21 protein-coding genes are annotated in these 19,448 nt (G+C 35.5%); 16 read left to right on the top strand and 5 right to left on the bottom strand.

Annotated elements, in window-relative coordinates; all coding sequences use genetic code 11:
• Nucleotides 1-204: 204 nt before the first annotated feature.
• Together IO90_RS16410 and IO90_RS16405 are read left to right on the top strand one after the other, a co-directional pair.
• Nucleotides 205-957, top strand: coding sequence for a glycosyltransferase family 2 protein (locus IO90_RS16410; RefSeq protein ID WP_034969784.1), 753 nt, complete (start codon nt 205-207; stop codon nt 955-957).
• Entirely contained in the window at nt 957-1,583 is a 627-nt protein-coding gene (locus IO90_RS16405) for a hypothetical protein (protein WP_034969781.1), read from the top strand. The genes IO90_RS16410 and IO90_RS16405 overlap by 1 nt, the downstream gene beginning before the upstream one ends.
• 223 nt (nt 1,584-1,806) lie before the next feature.
• Here the strand turns inward: IO90_RS16405 and IO90_RS16400 are convergent, their stop codons facing one another.
• Nucleotides 1,807-3,078: a 3-deoxy-D-manno-octulosonic acid transferase gene (locus tag IO90_RS16400; protein WP_034969778.1), complete on the bottom strand. Its 1,272-nt coding sequence runs from the start codon at nt 3,076-3,078 to the stop codon at nt 1,807-1,809.
• Between the two features lie 3 nt (nt 3,079-3,081).
• Nucleotides 3,082-3,426, bottom strand: coding sequence for a cupin domain-containing protein (locus tag IO90_RS16395; protein WP_034969775.1), 345 nt, complete (start codon nt 3,424-3,426; stop codon nt 3,082-3,084).
• Between the two features lie 501 nt (nt 3,427-3,927).
• Here IO90_RS16395 and rpmH point away from each other — a divergent pair.
• Both rpmH and IO90_RS16390 read left to right on the top strand, forming a co-directional pair.
• Nucleotides 3,928-4,086: a 50S ribosomal protein L34 gene (rpmH, locus tag IO90_RS18725; protein WP_007843334.1), complete on the top strand. Its 159-nt coding sequence runs from the start codon at nt 3,928-3,930 to the stop codon at nt 4,084-4,086.
• 165 nt (nt 4,087-4,251) lie between these two features.
• The gene (locus IO90_RS16390) at nt 4,252-4,962 is read left to right on the top strand and encodes a cell division ATP-binding protein FtsE (protein WP_034969772.1); all 711 of its coding nucleotides are present in this window, start codon (nt 4,252-4,254) and stop codon (nt 4,960-4,962) included.
• A 91-nt stretch (nt 4,963-5,053) separates the two neighbouring features.
• On the opposite strand, the gene IO90_RS16385 is transcribed toward IO90_RS16390, so the two are convergent.
• The 3 genes from IO90_RS16385 to IO90_RS16375 are packed head-to-tail and all read right to left on the bottom strand — an operon-like array spanning nt 5,054 to nt 7,802.
• Complete coding sequence (locus IO90_RS16385) at nt 5,054-5,758, bottom strand: tRNA1(Val) (adenine(37)-N6)-methyltransferase (protein WP_034969770.1); 705 nt, start codon at nt 5,756-5,758, stop codon at nt 5,054-5,056.
• Nucleotides 5,759-5,761: 3 nt separating this feature from the next.
• Complete coding sequence (locus tag IO90_RS16380; protein WP_034969768.1) at nt 5,762-7,216, bottom strand: sensor histidine kinase; 1,455 nt, start codon at nt 7,214-7,216, stop codon at nt 5,762-5,764.
• Complete coding sequence (locus IO90_RS16375; protein ID WP_034970327.1) at nt 7,203-7,802, bottom strand: riboflavin synthase; 600 nt, start codon at nt 7,800-7,802, stop codon at nt 7,203-7,205. Before IO90_RS16375 ends, IO90_RS16380 begins: the two co-directional genes overlap by 14 nt.
• A gap of 280 nt (nt 7,803-8,082) precedes the next feature.
• On the opposite strand from IO90_RS16375, the gene pdxA reads away from it, so the two are divergent.
• The 12 genes from pdxA (at nt 8,083) to IO90_RS16315 (ending at nt 19,440) form a co-directional block, all read left to right on the top strand.
• Nucleotides 8,083-9,168: a 4-hydroxythreonine-4-phosphate dehydrogenase PdxA gene (gene pdxA, locus IO90_RS16370; RefSeq protein WP_034969766.1), complete on the top strand. Its 1,086-nt coding sequence runs from the start codon at nt 8,083-8,085 to the stop codon at nt 9,166-9,168.
• A gap of 323 nt (nt 9,169-9,491) precedes the next feature.
• The gene (locus tag IO90_RS16365) at nt 9,492-10,019 is read left to right on the top strand and encodes a YceD family protein (RefSeq protein ID WP_034970324.1); all 528 of its coding nucleotides are present in this window, start codon (nt 9,492-9,494) and stop codon (nt 10,017-10,019) included.
• A gap of 48 nt (nt 10,020-10,067) precedes the next feature.
• The gene (rpmF, locus tag IO90_RS16360; RefSeq protein ID WP_028121219.1) at nt 10,068-10,271 is read left to right on the top strand and encodes a 50S ribosomal protein L32; all 204 of its coding nucleotides are present in this window, start codon (nt 10,068-10,070) and stop codon (nt 10,269-10,271) included.
• Nucleotides 10,272-10,374: 103 nt separating this feature from the next.
• On the top strand, nt 10,375-10,851 hold the full coding sequence (accB, locus tag IO90_RS16355; protein ID WP_034969761.1) for an acetyl-CoA carboxylase biotin carboxyl carrier protein: 477 nt from the start codon (nt 10,375-10,377) through the stop codon (nt 10,849-10,851).
• An 81-nt stretch (nt 10,852-10,932) separates the two neighbouring features.
• Complete coding sequence (gene accC, locus IO90_RS16350; RefSeq protein WP_034969758.1) at nt 10,933-12,291, top strand: acetyl-CoA carboxylase biotin carboxylase subunit; 1,359 nt, start codon at nt 10,933-10,935, stop codon at nt 12,289-12,291.
• Nucleotides 12,292-12,395: 104 nt separating this feature from the next.
• On the top strand, nt 12,396-13,646 hold the full coding sequence (gene rocD / locus IO90_RS16345) for an ornithine--oxo-acid transaminase (RefSeq protein ID WP_034969754.1): 1,251 nt from the start codon (nt 12,396-12,398) through the stop codon (nt 13,644-13,646).
• Between the two features lies 1 nt (nt 13,647).
• A complete protein-coding gene (locus tag IO90_RS16340; RefSeq protein ID WP_051878862.1) occupies nt 13,648-14,679 on the top strand; it encodes a glycosyltransferase family 9 protein in 1,032 nt (343 codons plus the stop codon).
• Complete coding sequence (locus IO90_RS16335; protein WP_034969747.1) at nt 14,672-15,436, top strand: glycosyltransferase family 2 protein; 765 nt, start codon at nt 14,672-14,674, stop codon at nt 15,434-15,436. Before IO90_RS16340 ends, IO90_RS16335 begins: the two co-directional genes overlap by 8 nt.
• Nucleotides 15,433-16,401: a glycosyltransferase gene (locus IO90_RS16330; protein WP_034969743.1), complete on the top strand. Its 969-nt coding sequence runs from the start codon at nt 15,433-15,435 to the stop codon at nt 16,399-16,401. The genes IO90_RS16335 and IO90_RS16330 overlap by 4 nt, the downstream gene beginning before the upstream one ends.
• A 7-nt stretch (nt 16,402-16,408) precedes the next feature.
• Nucleotides 16,409-17,380: a hypothetical protein gene (locus IO90_RS16325; RefSeq protein WP_034969740.1), complete on the top strand. Its 972-nt coding sequence runs from the start codon at nt 16,409-16,411 to the stop codon at nt 17,378-17,380.
• Entirely contained in the window at nt 17,373-18,413 is a 1,041-nt protein-coding gene (locus IO90_RS16320; protein WP_034969737.1) for a glycosyltransferase, read from the top strand. The genes IO90_RS16325 and IO90_RS16320 overlap by 8 nt, the downstream gene beginning before the upstream one ends.
• A gap of 7 nt (nt 18,414-18,420) precedes the next feature.
• Complete coding sequence (locus IO90_RS16315) at nt 18,421-19,440, top strand: hypothetical protein (protein WP_034970320.1); 1,020 nt, start codon at nt 18,421-18,423, stop codon at nt 19,438-19,440.
• Nucleotides 19,441-19,448: the final 8 nt, after the last annotated feature.

Genomic DNA, 19,448 nt, shown 5'->3' with positions numbered 1-19,448 from the left:
GATTCAGCATTTGTCATCCAAAAAGAAGTGAAGCATATAAAAGATAAAGTCTTCGACTCCGCTCAGACTGACACTGTTAGAATTACAAGTTCAGTATTAGAGTTGTCACACTGAGCGGAGTCGAAGTGTCCTACCATCAAAAAGTCTTTCATCTTTCATCTATTATCTTAAAGTCTATATCTTTATCTTTGCAAAAAATCGCAAGTGCCGGAAATCTCAATCATCACACCGAGTTACAATTCTTCAAAATATTTGAATGAAACCATCAGTTCTGTCCTCAATCAAACTTTTCAGGATTGGGAATGGCTGATTACCGATGATTGTTCCACAGATAATTCTGTCGAAATTCTGGAAAAACAAAACGACCCACGAATCAAAGTTTTCAAAGCGAAGAAAAATGGCGGTGCGGGACACGCAAGGAATATTTCTTTGGAAAATGCGACTGGAAGATTTATCACATTTCTGGATGCCGATGATTTCTGGGAACCCAATTTCCTCGAAGAAATGGTCAACTTTATGAAATCCGAAAATACAGAATTGGCCTACTCCACTTATTCCCGTTGTGACGAAAATCTGAATCCTGTTTTAGGCGATTTTGAAGCAGATACGATTGTCAATTTTAATAATCTTTTGAAAACTTGTAGATTGTCTTTGCTTGCATCAATGTACGATTCTAAAAGAGTTGGGAAATTCTATTTTCCAGAAGGCACAAAACGCGAAGACCACGTGATGTGGCTGGAACTTTTGAAGAAAATTCCGCAAGGAAAACCCTTGAAAAAAACTTTATCAAAATACCGAATGCTCGCCAACAGCGTTTCTAGAAACAAATCAAACATTATGAAGGACCAATATTTGGTTTACAAAGATTATATGAAATTCTCCACTGTGAAATCGTTGTATTACACGGCGAATTGGGCGTTTAACGGTTTTATCAAATATTCAAAAATCTTCAATTAATGGAATATTCAAAAGAATTCAAACAGGCTTTGAGCGAGTTTTCTCCAGCCGAAAAAGACAAATTGATTTTCCGATTGTTGAAGAAAGACAAATTGCTTTCCAAGAAACTCTATTTCGAATTGATTGACCTGGAAACGGTTGATGACAAGCGAGATACGATGGAAGAAATCATTCGTGAGAAAGTTTCGTTGGCTTCAAAATATATTGCGAATCAAAAATATTTCCTTGTCCTCATCAGGAAAATAAGTGCGGAAATCACAGAGCACGTGAAAATCACGACGGACAAATTCGGTGATGTTTCGTTGAATTTATTTTTAATCAATGAAATCTTAGAATACAACGAGAAACTTGGAACGCAAAGATTTGACAACGTTTACAAACTTTATATTTATCTCATCAACAAAATCTTCAAAGCATTAACCTTGACAAAAAAACTGGACGAAGATTACTGGATGGAAATCGATGAATTCCTTGAAAATCTGAATGAGAAAATCGATGGCAATATCTATTTCCAAAAACTTTGCACAAACAACGGATTAGATTTCAATTGGCTGAAATGTGAGAATATTCCCGAGCATTTTGAACTGATTGTGAAAGGAATTAAGAGTGATGGATTTTTGAGGTAAGTTTAATCTAAATTAATTTAACATCTATAAGTAGCTCCAGAGGAGCTAAACGTTTGTAGAAATCCGTTAACTGAAACTGGCGAAGCTCCGTAGGTGCGACATATTAATTACTGCTACAAGATTGAACTCCGCTGGAGCTCTAATTACGCTTACTTCATCTTTCCTACAAACATTTTACTCCTTCGGAGCAGTTGAAAATATTTTAAATAATTTAAAAACAAGTTCAATTTTCATTTTGCAGTAAGATTTTCCTCAAAATAATTCCCGTAGAATTTGGCTGAGACTTCACAAAATCACCAGCATTTTTTGACATTTCTTTGAGGTAGGAAATTTCGCCTTCTTCGGCTGACAAATCTTTTTTCATCACTTCCTCGATGAATGCGGCCGCAGTCACAAAATCGTCAAAATGCTTCCCACCTTTTGCTGTAACCAAATCATCTGCCTCCGGATTTTTCTGATACTGATTTCCGAAAATTACGGGAACTGAATAGACCGCCGCTTCCAAAATATTATGCAATCCCGCCGAATGAAATCCGCCGCCAACAACTGCCAAATCTGCATAAGAATACAATTTGGAGAGTTTTCCAATGCTATCGATGATTAGAATTTGATAATTCGAAGTTTGAAACGTTGGAGAATTGGAAAGCGAGCTGTATAGAATTGCATTTGGAAATAATTTCAGCAAATGTGAAACGCGATGCAAATCGTGAGGTGCAATGGCGAACTTGGTTTCGGGCAGTTTTTTCACCAAAAGCTGGGCGATATCTTCCTCAGTTTGCCAACTGCTTCCAAAAACAATCAATTTTTGACTGCCTTTGAAATCGTCTATGAAATCCAAATGATTTTCTCTGTCCAGGAATTGCTTCACGCGGTCAAATCTCGTGTCGCCAGAAACGGAGGAATTGACCAAGCCGATATTTTTTGCCAAAGCGGAAGATTTGATGGTCTGATGAAAAAACCAATCGATGTTGTTTTTCAGTTGTTTTGCAAACCATTTTCCGTAGTTCTCGAAGAAGATTTGGTGCTCGTAAAACAATGCGGAAATGACGTAAAGTTTTGTTCCTCGATTTTTCAAGGCGTTTAGGAGATTGTACCAATAATCGTATTTTACGGTGAAAAAAATCTGACAATCGAAGCTGGAGACAAAGTCCTGAACGTCCTTCTTTTTATCAAATGGTAAATAACAAATCGCGTCCGCCATATGTTTTTTCTTCTTCACATTTTCGTAACCAGATGGCGAAAAGAATGTGATTAAAACTTTATGATCCGTGAATTGTTCTTTTAATTTTTCAAGAACTGGCAGGCCTTGCTCGTACTCGCCTAGGCTGGACGCGTGCATCCAAAGCACTTTATCTTCGGGAGCAAAAGCATTTTTCACGATTTCCACAGATTGTTTCCTGCCTCGGATTCCTTTTTTGGTTTTGGAATTGACGAGCGCAAAGACCTTCATCCCGAAAATCATCAAGCGGACGAAAAGATTGTATAGAGATTTCATCTTTTATTTTTCTACTGCAAATCTATCATTATTTGTGGAAGGATTGGATATCACCAAGAATTCCAAATCATTTTCTGTGTCATTTTCTATCAGATGAATTTGATTTGGCAGAATGTGAAAACCAGAATTTTCCGATACTTCGAAAATATTTTCGTCTCGGTGAAACTTTGCTTTTCCTTTGAGAATAAAGAAAAACTGTTGTGCATTTCTGTGAAAATGAAGTTGTTCTTTTGTTTTTGGAGGCATCATTTCCTGTTTGATAGAAAGGTTTTCTGAGTTTAATAAAACCCAGCTGTCACAATTGTTTCCCCAAATGTAATGTTCGGAATTTTCTTTTGATATCATCATTTTAATTTTTTCTAAAGGCAAATTTAATTATTAAGTAAGGATAACATTAAAATCTAAACGCAAAGCTCGCCAAGATTTTTTGAAATTATTGAAAATACTTAAGATTCGCAAAGACGTAAAACTCACCAAAGAAATACAAATTATTAAAACGTAATTTTGTCATTCCGTAGGAATCTCAACAGGCTAGATTCCTACGGAATGACAAAACAGTGTTTTATGTTGACTGTTGTTTTATACTGAAAGCCGCAGCCCGACTTGAGTGGAAATCCTTTTTTGCTTATACTCAAGTTCTATTTAAACTGAAATCGTCTGGCAAAAAAGATTGGGAACGGAAGGCGGAAATAGCTGCCCAAATCATTATTCCTACTATTTGAAATCTAACAAATTCTAAGTTGTTGAAAATTATTGTAAAAAAGTTTTCAAATACTTGTGGAGCAAAATAAAAGCTGTATATTTGCAATCTGAAAATTTAATAGTAATTACGAACTAAATATATTAGTGATGAGTAAAAGAACATTCCAACCATCTGAGAGAAAAAGAAGAAACAAACACGGTTTCCGTGAAAGAATGTCTACACCAAACGGAAGACGAGTGTTGGCAGCTAGAAGAGCGAAAGGCAGAAAGAGCTTAACTGTTAGTGCATCTCGCGCTAAGAGATAATTTCTTCAAAAATTATCATATACAAAAAGTGTCTGGACATTGTTTCAGACATTTTTTGTTGTTAAAATTTCCCAAAAATAGATTCATTCCGATATGTTTTTGTTATTTTTGAATTGATAATTTGTTTAATCATTTATCAGTTATAACTTATCAATTATTGCAATTATGCCGCACAGAAACGACCCGGGAGTAGATATTATAGATTTGAGCAACGCAAAGATTGTTCAGAAAAACTTCACAGTCCTGAATGATGTTGACCTTCATATCAAGAAAGGGAAATTCTGCTACCTTATCGGAAAAACTGGTTCTGGAAAGAGTTCTCTTTTGAAAGTGCTTTACGGACAATTGCCTTTACAAGGCGGAAGCGGACAGGTTGCCGGATTCGATTTGAAGAAACTAAAGCAATCCGAAGTTCCAAACTTGAGAAGGAAATTGGGAATCGTTTTCCAGGATTTTCAGCTTTTGCCGGACAGAAATATCGAGAAAAATCTTCTATTTGTTTTACAAGCAACTGGCTGGAAAGACAAATTGAAAATGGAAGCGAGAATTGACGAGGTTCTATCCAGCGTGGGAATGAAAACCAAAAAGCACAAAATGCCTCACCAGCTTTCTGGTGGTGAACAACAGCGTGCTGCGATTGCGAGAGCTTTGCTAAACCATCCAGAATTAATCCTCGCGGATGAGCCGACCGGGAATCTTGACCCGGAGACTTCAAACGATATTATGACGCTTCTAAAGAACCTTGCTGAAGAAAACCATTGCGCAGTGGTGATGGCGACGCACGATTATCATATGATTCAGAATTATCCTGGCGAAGCAATCCGTTGCGAAAATGGACAGGTTTCTGTTTTGGATACGGCGGAACTTTTTGAGTAGAAAACAAAATTCGTTTTCCAACCCTAAAGGGAGCCGAATTTCATTCATAAAAACATAACCCTTTCAGAGTTTGAAACTCTGAAAGGGTTTTTTATAACAGTTTTTTGTTGAATTGATGAAAGTCTTTTGTCAGCTCAAGATACTCATCGGAATACACTCGTGGAGATTTTTCTATGACAAAGTTTTCGATTACAGTTTCTGATTTCGTGAACGAATATTCTAAAACTAAACGTTTCGGTTCTGAGGTTTTGATACCTTTTATGCTGACTTTTCTTTGAAGGAATAAGTTGTTATTAAAACAAATCTGATTGAATTCCTTTTCAGAACCAATGGGAATGATAACTGTGAAAAGTCCATTTTCAGAAAGCAACTGACTTGATTTTTTTACTAAATCCGAGAAATTCAATTCTAATCTTTGTCTTGCCAGAATATCTTTTTCGGAAGAATTGATTTCAAAGTAAGGCGGATTTGAAATAATTAAATCAAACTTTTCTTCGGTATCAAAGTTTTTCAAATCCTGAAGTTGGCTTTTGATTCTATCAAAAAAAGGAGAATTTATGAAATTGGTTTGAGAAATATTGACCGCTTCTGAATTAATATCGATTGCTAAAATCTGCGCTTCCGGATTTCTCTGAGCTATCATCAATGAAATAATTCCAGTTCCGGTTCCAACTTCTAAAACTTTCTTCGCTTCAAAAACATTTGCTAAAGAACCAAGCAAAACCGCATCTGTCCCAACTCGGAAAACGTCAGCGTTTTGTTGAATATCAAATTGTTGAAATCGAAAAGGTTTCATTCATTACATATTTGAAGGCATAGAAATCGTGAAGGTTGCGCCTTTGTCAACTTCCGAAACGACGGTGATTGTGCCGTTGTAGTCTTCCACCATTCGTTTTACCATTGTGAGTCCGATTCCCATCCCGCTGTTTTTGGAAGTGAAATTCGGGTCAAAAATCCTATCGAGCTTATCGGTTGGAATTCCTACGCCATTGTCTTGAACGGTGATTCGGATTCGTTTTTCAATCTTTTCCAAATCTACGTTGATGACCGATTTTCTATCATCAGCCTTTGCCTGACTGGCGTTGGTCACAAGATTGGTGATGATTCTCGTGAGATAATCTTTATCGATTCTCATCAAGATATCGTCATGATTGGCGTGGACAAACACATTCTCATCACTGAAAATCAAAAGCGCATTTCTTACTTCTTTATTCAATGACACTTCCTCATCCTTCTTCTCCGGCAACTGTGCAAATTGAGAAAACGCACTCGCTACCCTACTGATAACATCGATTTGACCAATGACAATTTCGCTTAAGTTTTTAACTTTATTAGTAATATTTGGATCATTGGGATCAAATTTTCGCTCGAAGTTTTGCATCATCAGCTTCATTGGCGTCAACGGATTTTTGACTTCGTGCGCCACTTGCTTTGCCATTTCCTGCCAAGCGGATTGTTTTTCGATGTAGCTCAATCGTTCTCGCTGGTCGGCAATCTCGGCAATCATTTTATTGTATGCCTTCACGAGAGCATTCAACTCATCGTTCTTATAATATTTGATCGGATGCAGATTCTTATCAAACAAATTGATCTTGCTGATCATCGACGTAAATCGGATAATCGCCTCCGTAAGATTGTTAGAAATAATCCAACTCAACCAAACGCCAAATAAGATAATAAGAACATTCACCCCGATGATATACACAAAGTAATCCTTGAAAACCTGCATATACGCACTCTCGTTGTGATAATATGGGAAATAAATATAGGCAATATCTTCCAGCATATTATTTTTCAAAACCATATAGGAAGAAACAATGCTCGCGCCCAATTTCTCGTCGTACGACTTATCGTCAAACTGTTTTCCGTTTTTCCGGATCTGTTTCAGAACGTTGGTTGGCATCTTCTTTTCCTCCACAAGATTTGGTTCTTTGTTGGATAGGAGGTAATTGCCTTTTAGATCATAGATAATAAGGTCGTGTTTGTTGATATCCGCGATTTCGTAGATTTTATTTCCCAGAACCTTGGGAATATCGTAGGTCTGAACCTGAGAATGGCTCAGCGCATAATCCAAAGACGACATCAGCGCCTGCGATTTGTTTTGCATATCGGTCTTGCTCTGCATCTTCGCATTGTCCCTTAGAATCACGAACGACAAAACCGCCGAAGTCATTACACTCAAGATACAAATTGTTAGAAAGCCGATAAAAACCCTGTTCCTTAATCGGTAACCTTTATAATCACTTAATGGCATTTTGTTTTTTCAATAGTTTGGCAACGTATTTCCCGATAATATCGAATTCCAGATTTACCACATCGCCTTTCTGCAAGTTTTTCATATTCGTGAACTCCCAAGTATATGGGATTATCGCCACAGAAAACTTTCCGTCTCCGCTCTCAGCAACCGTCAAGCTGATTCCATTCACCGTTATCGAACCTTGCGGAACAGTTGTATACTCTGTAGTTTCGTCGTAATTGATGGTGATGAAATAACTTCCGTCCTGATTTTCGATGCTTTCCACCGTTCCCGTTTTATCCACGTGACCTTGCACGATGTGTCCGTCCAGTCTTCCTTCGAATCGCAAACAACGTTCCAAATTGACTTCCGTGCCTACATTCCAAAAATTAAGATTCGTTTTCTCCAGCGTTTCGTTGATAGCCGTAACCTTATAAGTATTCTCGGTAATCTCCACCACCGTAAGACAACAGCCATTGTGCGCCAGACTTTGGTCGATTTTCAGTTCCTGAGTGAAAGGTCCGCTCAGCGTAAAATCTATATTACTTTCGTTTCTGTCAATTTTCTCTACTTTTCCCGTAGCTTCAATGATTCCTGTAAACATTTTTTCTTAATATTTTAAATTTTTTAGGAGCTAAATCCCGCTTTCCACTATATCTTTTTCGCCCTCGCTTTTTTCAAGCCACCGCAGAAAAAGGATGCCGTTGCAATCGGGGCTATGGGCTTTTGTCTTCCGTAGAAACTTTGCATATTAAAACAATTTTCCTCCCTTTAGGGTTGGGGCAAAGAAAATTGTTTAAAAAATATTAGCATCCGTTTCATAAGAAAAACTACCTAAAAAATTGTAATTTTGTAAATTCTTTATAAATGTCAAAGATAAACAAATGAGCTCCAAACACCATAAAATCAGAGTAGGAATTTCAATCGGCGATTTCAACGGAATCGGTCCGGAAATCATCCTCAAATCTCTGAAAGATAAATCCATCACAGACTTTTTTACGCCCGTCATCTTTGGTTCAGGAAAACTTTTCACTTATCAGAAAAATGTTTTTAAACTTCAGACCAATTTCAATTACATCAACGAAGCGAAAGAAGCGCAGTCCGGCAAAATCAATATGGTGAATCTGACCAAGGAGAACAGCAATATAGAATTTGGTGTCCCAACGGAAGAATCCACAAAAATGGCCATCGACTCTTTGAACTCAGCAACAGAAGCGCTACTTAATAAAGACATCGACGTTCTCGTAACTGCGCCAATCAACAAAGACGAAATGATGAAATATGGTTTCGCCCACGCTGGTCACACCGGTTATTTCGAGGAAAAAGCAGGCAAAAAAGCCGTGATGTTTATGGTAAGCGAAGGCTTGAAAGTCGCTGTTTCCACGCACCACATTCCGGTTTCGGAGATTGTAAATCACATTACTAAAGACAATATTAAAAAACAAGTGAAACAGTTGGTTGCTACATTGAAAGAAGATTTCTGCGTAGAAAAACCAAAGATTGCTGTTCTCGGACTCAATCCTCACGCTGGCGACGGTGGCGTTATAGGAAAAGAAGAAATCGAAATTATTCAGCCAGCGATTCAGGATTTATTTAATGAAGGCATTATGGCTTTTGGTCCTTATCCTGCTGACAGTTTCTTCCAACCAGAGAAATATAAAGCGTTCGACGCCGTTTTGGCAATGTACCACGACCAAGGTTTGGCGCCGTTCAAAACGATTGCTTATGAAGAAGGCGTGAACTACACAGCTGGCTTACCTTTTATCAGAACTTCGCCAGACCACGGCGTTGCCTACGATATTGCGGGGAAAAATATTGCGGACGAGACATCATTCTCCGAAGCTATTTTCACAGCCATCAATATTTTTAAAAGCAGAGACGAATATCAGGAATTGAGAGCGCACCGCCTCCGTCCGAAAGCGACACACGCAAACCACGGAGTAGACGAAGATTTACCAAAAGAAAGCTAGTAATTAGCTGATGGCATTTAGCTTTTTGCTATTGGCTATCAATTCAGTATATTAAGATAAGAGACAATCAGTAATTAACTGTAATTTTTTAACTTTGCTGAGTTTAGAGTTTATACTGAACGTGCCGACGTGCCTTTGCGAACTTTAATATGCGCATTACCTGATAAAAATCTTAGCGGACTTTGCGTTAATTTTTTTTTGGTTAGAACAAGAATAGGGAACATTAAAATAAGTTTTTGGAGGACTAATTTTTTGCAATTCAAGTATTTCCAAAAAATATTTTGTTATTTGAAAAAATTAAATTATTTTTGCAAACCATTTTTATGGACAGATTTAGAAACTACGACATTGCTTTTGTAGGCTTAAAACCAGAAAAGCACGATTTCAATTACGAAATCAATCAGGAGTTCTTTGATTTATTTGAGACTGAACAGGAGTTTTTCAACCCAGAAATCAATGTGAATGTTCTTTTGGACAAGCACACGACATTTTTGGAATTCATATTCGAAGTTTCAGGAACCGTTCAATTGATTTGCGACATTAGCAATGATGAATTTTCCGAAAACATAGAAAATGACTTGAAAGTTCTTGTAAAATTTGGAGAAGAATACGATGACAGCAACGAGGATGTGATTACCATCAACAGAAAAGACAGCGATTTCAACATTGCCAATCTTATCTACGAAACGGTGGTTCTATCAATCCCGATGAAAAAAGTATCACCTTCTGTAAAAGACAATGAGGAATATCAGAATCTTTTAGATAAATACAGTCCAAAAATAATCGAGGAAGAAGAGGAACAAGTGGACCCGCGATGGGAAGCTTTGAAGAGATTAAAAGATAACAATTAAGAAATAACAACAATATAATTCGAAAGAATTTTTTAAAAAGTACTAACAATGGCACATCCTAAAAGAAGACAGTCGTCTACAAGAAGAGATAAAAGAAGAACACACTACAAAGCTGTAGTTCCTCAATTGGCTAAAGACGCAACGTCTGGCGAAATGCACTTATACCACAGAGCGCACTGGCACGAAGGAAAACTATACTACAGAGGAAAAGTTGTAGTAGAGAAAACTGTAGAAACTATAGAAGAAAACTAAGAATTATCTTTGATAATCTTATACTTAGCATAAAAAACCACTCGGATTTTATTAATTTGGGTGGTTTTTTATTATATTTGGCGTTCAAAACATTTAAAATTTTATGGATATAAAAGACATTCAGAATCTTGTAAGATTTGTAGCAAAAGCAGGAGTTTCCGAAGTGAAATATAAAAATAAAGATTTCGAAATCTACATCAAAACACCACTAGGAGGCGAGCCTGTAAGCTATGTAACACCACAAGTTTCTTATCAGACTCCTTTTTCCGCACCGGCTGTAAGTCCAGTTTCTGCTTCTAACGATAATTCTGAAGCAACAAACGTTGCCGATGACAGCAAATATATTACGATCAAATCCCCAATGATTGGGACTTTCTACAGAAAACCATCTCCAGACAAAGAGGTTTTCGCAAACGTAGGCGATTCTGTAACAGAAGGGAAAGTAGTTTGCGTAATCGAAGCGATGAAGCTTTTCAACCAGATAGAATCAGAAGTTAGCGGAAAAATCGTAAAGATCTTGGTAGAAGACGCTTCTCCAGTAGAATACGATCAACCATTATTTTTAGTAGATCCTTCTTAATATAATTGATAGATGATGATTGATAAGTGATCGTTTTCACTTTATCTCAATTTTTAATTCTTAATTTTTAATTATAAAAAGATGTTCAAAAAAATATTGATCGCAAACCGTGGCGAGATCGCAATGCGAATTTTGCGTACGGCCAAGGAAATGGGAATCAAAACAGTAGCGGTCTATTCCACTGCTGACAAAGACAGTCTTCACGTGCGCTTTGCAGACGAAGCTGTTTGTATTGGCCCACCGATGAGTAAAGATTCTTATCTTAAAATTCCAAATATCATAGCGGCCGCAGAAATTACCAATGCAGACGCAATCCATCCAGGTTATGGTTTCCTTTCTGAGAATGCAAACTTCTCTAGAATCTGTGCTAAAAACGGCATCAAATTCATTGGAGCAACTCCGGAACAGATCGAAAAAATGGGAGACAAAGCTACGGCCAAAGCTACCATGAAAGCAGCCGGAATCCCTTGTGTTCCAGGTTCTGAAGGTTTGATCGATTCTTACGAAGATGCTAAAAAAATCGCCAAAGAAACGGGTTATCCTGTGATGATCAAGGCGACTGCTGGTGGCGGTGGAAAAGGAATGAGAGCCGTTTGGAAAGAAGAAGACCTGAAAGAACATTGGGATTCTGCAATCCAGGAAGCTGTTGCAGCTTTTGGAAATGGCGGCATGTACATGGAAAAACTGATTGAAGAGCCAAGACACATTGAGATTCAGGTTGCTGGAGATCAATTTGGTAAAGCTTGTCACCTTTCCGAAAGAGACTGTTCTATCCAAAGAAGAAATCAGAAATTGATCGAAGAAACGCCTTCTCCTTTTATGACAGATGATCTTCGTGAAAGAATGGGTGAAGCAGCTGTAAAAGCGGCAGAATATATTTCTTACGAAGGTGTTGGAACCATCGAATTTTTGGTGGACAAACACAGGAATTTCTATTTCATGGAAATGAATACGAGAATCCAGGTGGAGCATCCAATTACAGAACAAGTTGTAGATTTTGACTTGATCCGTGAGCAAATTCTTTTGGCTGCTGGAACGCCAATCAGCGGAAAAAACTATTATCCGAAAAGACATTCTATCGAGTGTAGAATCAATGCGGAAGATCCTTACGCTGATTTCCGACCATCTCCAGGGAAAATCACGGAACTTAATATTCCTGGTGGAAACGGTGTAAGAGTTGATACTCACGTTTATTCTGGATACACAATTCCATCCAACTATGATTCTATGATTGCAAAACTGATCGTTACAGCTCAGACAAGAGAAGAATCAATTGCGAAAATGAAACGTGCATTGGAAGAATTCTATATCGAAGGTGTGAAAACTACGATTCCTTTCCACAGACAACTATTGGAAAATGAAGATTTCCTTGCCGGAAACTACACGACCAAGTTCATGGAAGACTTCGTGATGGATAGAAGTTTTGATAATCATATCTAAAAAATATCATTAATAAAGATATAAATGCCTGACTTTAAAAGTTGGGCATTTTTCGTAGCTATTATTGGATCCAAATTTATTATTTTTACAAAAAATAAAAGCATATGTCAACAGCAGTTCAGGAAAAGAATTCCCAATATTTCATCGACCTCGAAAATCAATATGGTGCTCATAATTACCATCCGCTTCCGGTAGTTTTGGATCGTGGTGAAGGCGTTTTTGTTTGGGATGTCGAGGGTAAAAAATATTATGATTTTCTTTCTGCTTATTCTGCTGTTAATCAAGGACATTCACATCCAAAAATTGTAGAGGCTATAGTAAATCAAGCTAAGAAATTGGCTTTGACTTCGAGAGCTTTTTATAATTCAAATCTTGGGGAATACGAAAAAAAAATCACGACACTTTTCGGTTTTGACAAAGTTCTCCCTATGAATTCTGGTGCAGAAGCTGTAGAAACGGCTGTGAAATTAGCCAGAAAATGGAGTTATGAAGTCAAAGGAATTTCTGAAAATGGAGCGAAAATAGTAGTTTGCGAAAATAACTTCCACGGAAGAACTACGACTATCGTTTCTTTCTCAAATGATCCGGATGCGAATCAAAATTACGGACCTTTCACGCCAGGATTTGTAAAAATTCCTTATAACGATTTAGTTGCTTTGGAAGAAACGTTTAAAAATGATGCTCAAAATATTGCCGCATTTTTAGTGGAACCGATCCAGGGTGAAGCTGGTGTTTATGTTCCCGATGAAAATTATTTAAAAAATGCTTTAGAGCTTTGTAAAAAATATAATGTTCTTTTCATTGCCGATGAAGTTCAAACCGGAATCGCAAGAACTGGAAAATTGATTGCTTGTCATCACGAAGATGTTCAACCAGATATTTTGATTCTAGGGAAAGCACTTTCTGGTGGGATGTATCCTGTCTCTGCAGTTCTGGCGAATGATGAAATCATGAACGTGATCAAACCTGGACAACACGGTTCAACATTTGGTGGAAATCCGATTGCTTGCGCAGTTGCAGTGGCCGCTTTGGATGTTGTAGAAGAAGAAAAACTTTCTGGGAGAGCTGAAGAATTAGGACAACTATTCCGTTCTGAAATTGAAAAAATAATTGAAAAAACTGATCTCATCACAAAAGTTCGCGGAAAAGGTTTGTTAAATGCTATTTTAATCAATGACACGCCAGACAGCAAGACAGCTTGGAATCTTTGTTTAAAACTGAAAGAGAACGGATTGCTTGCAAAACCAACGCACGGAAACATCATCAGATTGGCACCACCTTTGGTGATTACCGAGGAGCAAATGTTGGATTGTATTAGAATTGTTGAAAAGACGATTTTGGAGTTTGTAGAGTAGTATGAAAATATTAATTATACAAAAAAAACATTTGGGTGACATATTGGTGTCAACAGTAATTTTTCCGTTACTGCAAAAACAATATCCTGATGCCGAAATAACTTTTCTGTTAAATGAAAAACACCATCAAATTTTAATTGGAAATCCATTTGTGAATCATGTCATATTTTGGGATAAAGACAAATTATTATCGTTATTCCTTAATGTGCGAAAACAAAAATATGACATTGTAATCGATTTATATGCCAAAGTAGATTCAGGATTTTTAATGTTTTTTTCTTGTGCAGGAAAAAGAATCACTTATTTCAAAAAATACACTCAGCTTTTTTGCAATTTCCCTATTGAGCGCTCGAAAATCGTGAGATGCAAAAACACGACTTTGAGCATAGAACATCGTTTACAGACACTAGAGCCACTTAAAATCACTTTTGAAGAGACTTTTCCAAAACTGTATGTTTTACCAGAAGAATTACAAAATTCACATCAAATTCTTTCTAACCTGGGATTATCTACAGATAACAAACTCATTATGATAAGTACCTTCGGAAGCAAGGAAGTGAAAACTTATCCTTTGAAGTATATGGCTAAAATACTTGATTACATTTCTGATTTACAAGAAAACATAAAACTTTTATGTAATTATCTCCCTTTCCAAAAAGAACTTTTTTTACAACTCTACGAAATGGTTTCTGTGAAAACTAAAGAAGCAATTGTTAAAAATTTTGACACCCAAAATCTACGAGAATTTATAGCAATAACGAGTGTTTGCGATTGTTTAATTGGAAACGAAGGAGGGGCAACGAATATCAGCAAATCCTTAGACATTCCTACTTTCACAATTTTTGCGCCGGGAGTTAATTTAACTGATTGGGCGTGGACGGATAAACCTAAACTAGATAAATTTCTTCACGTAAATGATTTTGTTGAAAATTCAACAGATTATTTGGATTTTAAACCGGATTTTATGAAAAAATCTTTAGAAGGATTTTTAAATAATGTTTTTGAATTAACAAAATTTAAAACAAATGTCTGAACTTTTGGAAAAAATAAGTGGATTGATAATCACTTTTAATGAAGAAAAAAATATTCGGGAAGTCCTTGAATGTTTCGATTTTTGTGATGAGATTATTATCGTAGATTCTTTCAGCACGGACAAAACTTTGGAGATCGCAAATGAGTTTCCCAATGTAAAAATTCTTCAGAATAAATTTGAGGACTTCACAAAGCAAAGAAATCTGGCTTTGGATATGGCTAAAAATGATTGGGTATTATTTTTGGATGGCGATGAGAGAATAACACCTCAGTTACGAGAAGAAATCATAGCGGAGCTTTATAAAACTGACAAAAAAGATGCGTACTATTTTTATAGAAAATTCTTTTTTGAGGGTAATCCGATTAATTATTCCGGAACTCAGACTGATAAAAACTTTAGGCTTTTCCGAAAGTCTAAAGCAAGCTATATTGCAGAAAAAAAAGTTCACGAAACATTGGAGGTCAATGGCGAAATTGGGGAATTAAAAAATAAGCTTCTCCATTATTCAGTTGCCAATAAGGATTCTTATAGAAAAAAAATGATTCATTACGGAACATTAAAAGGTATGGAACTTGCTCAGAAAGGGAAGAAGTATAGTATTATGGCCCAATATTCAAAAACAGGCTTTAGATTTTTTAAAGGATATATTTTGAGATTAGGGTTTCTGGATGGTAAATTTGGTTATATTTTAAATAAATTGCAGGCTATAAGTGTTTGGGAAACCTACGAAAGCTTAAAGAGAGAAAATAGTAGATGAAAATTTGTTTAATTAGTTTTGATCATTGGCAGTATGATGCGCATATTGTGGATGCCTTATTAAAAAAGGGCATTGATGCTCGACATATAAATATTGGAAAGTATCAGCACTCCAGCAAATTATCACGCTTAAAAAACACGCTGTCTAAAATTTTCTTAGGTAAAAATCCAAAATTAGAACTCCGTCAAAGATTCATCATTAATGAATTAAAAAAAATAGGTTTTCAGGATCAGATTTTGGTTATCAATCCGGAACTAATTGACAGAGAATACCATTTAAAAATCAAAGAATACACAAAAAGATATATTGCATATCTTTATGACAGCCTTGCAAGACATCCTATAAATTGTCTGGTAGAAGGTGTTTTTGATGATATTTATTCCTTTGACAAAGATGATATTAAAACTCAAAACTTTAAAGAAGTCAATAATTATATTTATCTGGATCATATAACACAGCAAAATCAAAGTCCAAAATATGATGTATGTTATCTAGCGTCATTTGATAATAGAATTGCAACAATTCCCAGAATTGCGGATCAATTGGATAAGTTGAAAAAAAAGTATCAATTCGTCATTGTCGGAAAAAAAACTTGGCTAAAGAAACTTATCAAATTCAGTGAAAATAATTCCTCTATCCAGTATCAGATAAAAAGGATAGATCATAAAGATGTCCCTCAGTATTATAATGATTCAAAAGCCATCTTAGATTTGGTGAGAGACAATCAAACAGGACTAAGTTTTCGAATCTTCGAAGCCATGGCACTGGAAAAAAAACTCATTACAGATAACGCAAAGATAAAGGATTATGATTTTTATAATCCCAATAATATTTTGGTGCTGAATAACGATTATGATAATCTTCAGTCGGATTTTTTCCAAAAGCCTTACCATAAAATACCTGAGCACATCTATAACAAATACACTTTGGAGAATTGGATAGTTAATGTGTTCGAACTCCACTGAAAGTCATATGAAAAAGAAATTATTATTTATAGCTCCGGATTACTATGGTTTTCAGCAGGTAATCTATGAAGCGTTAAAGAAATATAGTAATCATGAAGTATCACTGATTATATCTAATCCTATTTACGAATACAAAAACTTCAGTGAAAAGATAGTTAACCTTTTCATGAAACTGTTTTTAAAGAAAAATTTAAAGATTGTTAATAATCAGAAAAATCTTCTTAACCAACTTAATTCCGTCTCTGAGACTGATCTTTTGATAATTAACAGACCTGATGTTTTAACGGAAGAGCAACTGCAAACGGCAATCAATAATTCCGAAAAGTCAGCGGTTATCTATTGGGACAGTTTTGCAAAAATACCGGCACAGGAAATAACACTTGATTTTTTTGATAAGGCATTCAGTTTTGATGAAGCGGACTGCGACAAATTTGGGATGATAAGGAATAATAATTTCTACTTTATTTCAGAAAAAAAAGACTCTACGAAATATGACATTTTCTTCATCGGGACTTACGACAGTAGGTTTCCGGATCTTATGAAATTTTTTACTTTTACAAAAAAAAACTATAATGGTCTGAAAATCAAAGCTCACATCTATTCTTATCATACCAGAGAAATTCCGCATCATTTAAAAGAAAATATTACTTTAACTAATAAAATAATTCCCTTTAATGAAGCCTACATTTATAATCAGGAAGCAAAAATCATTCTGGATCTGGCACATCATCATCAGGATGGTTTATCATTTCGCCCATTTGAAGCGATAGGTTTAGGAAAAAAATTAATAACAAATAATCCAAATATTGTAAATTACGATTTCTACAATCCTAATAACATTTTGGTTATTGACATAAACAATATTATAATACCTGACGAATTTCTGAAAAAACCTTACGAAGATCTTCCTGTCGGAATTTATGAAAAATACAGTGTGAAAAACTGGGTAAATTATATTATTGAAAACGTTTATGAATAATAAATATAAAAAAATTTACGTAGTCTGTCCGGACAACAGAAAACCAAGCGGTGGGGTAAAACAACTTTATCGCATGGTTGATATATTGAATGATAACGGATATAACGCAGTTATTCTTCATAATAAAAAACAATACAAGGCAAATTGGTTTAAAAATAATACGAAAGTAGAATTCAGTAATTATTTTTTCAAGACACTTAAAAACTTATTGAATAATAAAAATCCTAACTTTTTTTCGAAAATCAAACTTTTATGCTACCAAAAAACATCCATCAAGCTTGATCCGCAATCGGTAATCATACTACCAGAAATATATGGTCCTGCAGTAAATAATATCGAAACTGACATAGATAAGATTATTTTTAATCAAAATTGTTATTATACATTTCGCAACAATCCTACAGATCATAATTATAATAACCCTTACGAGGGTGAAAAAACTGTTGCTACTATTGTTGCTTCAGAAGATGCATTTGATTACATAAATTATGTATTTCCTAAGGTTGCCGTTTACAAGATTAGATTAGGCATTGATTCCAGTATTTTCCATTTTTCAGAAAATAAGAAAAAGCAGATTGCCTATATGCCAAGAAAATTGGGAGAAGATGTTGAACAGGTCATAAACATATTAAAAATTAGGAATAATATAAACGGCTGGACATTCGTAGAAATTGACAATCTCGAAGAAACACAAGTTGCTCAAATACTGAAAGAAAGCTTTATCTTTTTAAGTTTCAATCACAGAGAAGGTTTCGGTTTGCCTCCTGTAGAAGCTATGGCTTCCGGTTGTGTTGTAATAGGCTACGAAGGAGGTGCGGGAAAAGAGTATTTTAAAGACGAATTTTCTTTCCCAATCGCTGAAGGAGACATTATTAATTATGTGAAAAAAATCGAAAATATAATTAATAATCTTTCCGAAAAACAACTTTTACAAAAAGGTAAACTAGCTTCTGAATTTGTTTTGAATAATTATAATGTTGAGAATGAGAGGGCTGATATCCTTTCTATTTGGAAATTATTTCTCAATAACTAATAACCTCATGATAGCTGTAGCTGACAATACAACAATCTACTTACTATGTCCTGCAAATCTCTCCACAGGCGGTCCTGAAGAATTGCATCAACTAGGCGCACAGCTTAATTCCATTGGCAGAAAGGTATTTATGTGTTATGATAATTATGATAAAGAAAAAAATACATCCCCAGTACATGACAGTTACAAAAAATACAACGTCCCTTTTTGTTTCGAAGTCGAAAATAACAAAAATAATATCGTAATTTTCCCCGAGACTTATTCCCACAAAGTTTGGGATAAAGAATTTTCTAAAACTCAGAAAGTAATTTGGTGGATGAGTGTTGTTTTTTATTTAAAGACTTTAGAAAACACAAAAAAACGTTTTGAGAAAAAGAAGTTTTATTCTATAAAAAAATATTTTAAAAATTATCCTGTTCCGACGGTTAAGAAACTCCGGGATTCTGCGATAAACCATATTGCTCATTCTTATTTTTCTTTGGATTTTTTGCGAAAGAATAATATTAAAGTTATCGGACAGATTTCTGGATATATGGACGAGATATTTCATGATGATAAAGATTTGAAATCGAGAAAAGAAAATCTCATTATCTACAATGCACTGAAAAATGGTGAATTTTTAAATAAAATAATTAAATTGACGCCTCATTTAAATTGGCTCGGCTTACAAGGCATGACTTTGCAGGAAATTGCAGACTGGATGGCAAGGGCGAAGGTTTATATAGATTTTGGGTTTCATCCCGGTCGCGAAAAAATGCCTAGAGAAGCCTGTCTTTTGGATTGTTGCCTAATTTCAGGTAAACAGGGATCGGCACAGTTTAAAGAGGATATGCCTATTCCGGATGAATATCATTTTGTTGATTCAGAGCAAAACATACCTGCTATTATATCAAAAATTGAAGATTGTCTGGAGCACTTTGAAGATAAAATAAAAGATTTTGAACATTATAAAAATTTAATTTCAAACGAAAAAAAATTGTTTGAAGAATCTGTAAATTCAATTTTTAAAACTAATATTAACTTATGAATTAGGAT

The sequence above is a fragment of the Chryseobacterium sp. FH1 genome, from assembly GCF_000735135.1.
In the GTDB taxonomy this organism is placed as follows: domain Bacteria; phylum Bacteroidota; class Bacteroidia; order Flavobacteriales; family Weeksellaceae; genus Epilithonimonas.
This window is presented reverse-complemented; position numbering and strand designations above follow the sequence as displayed.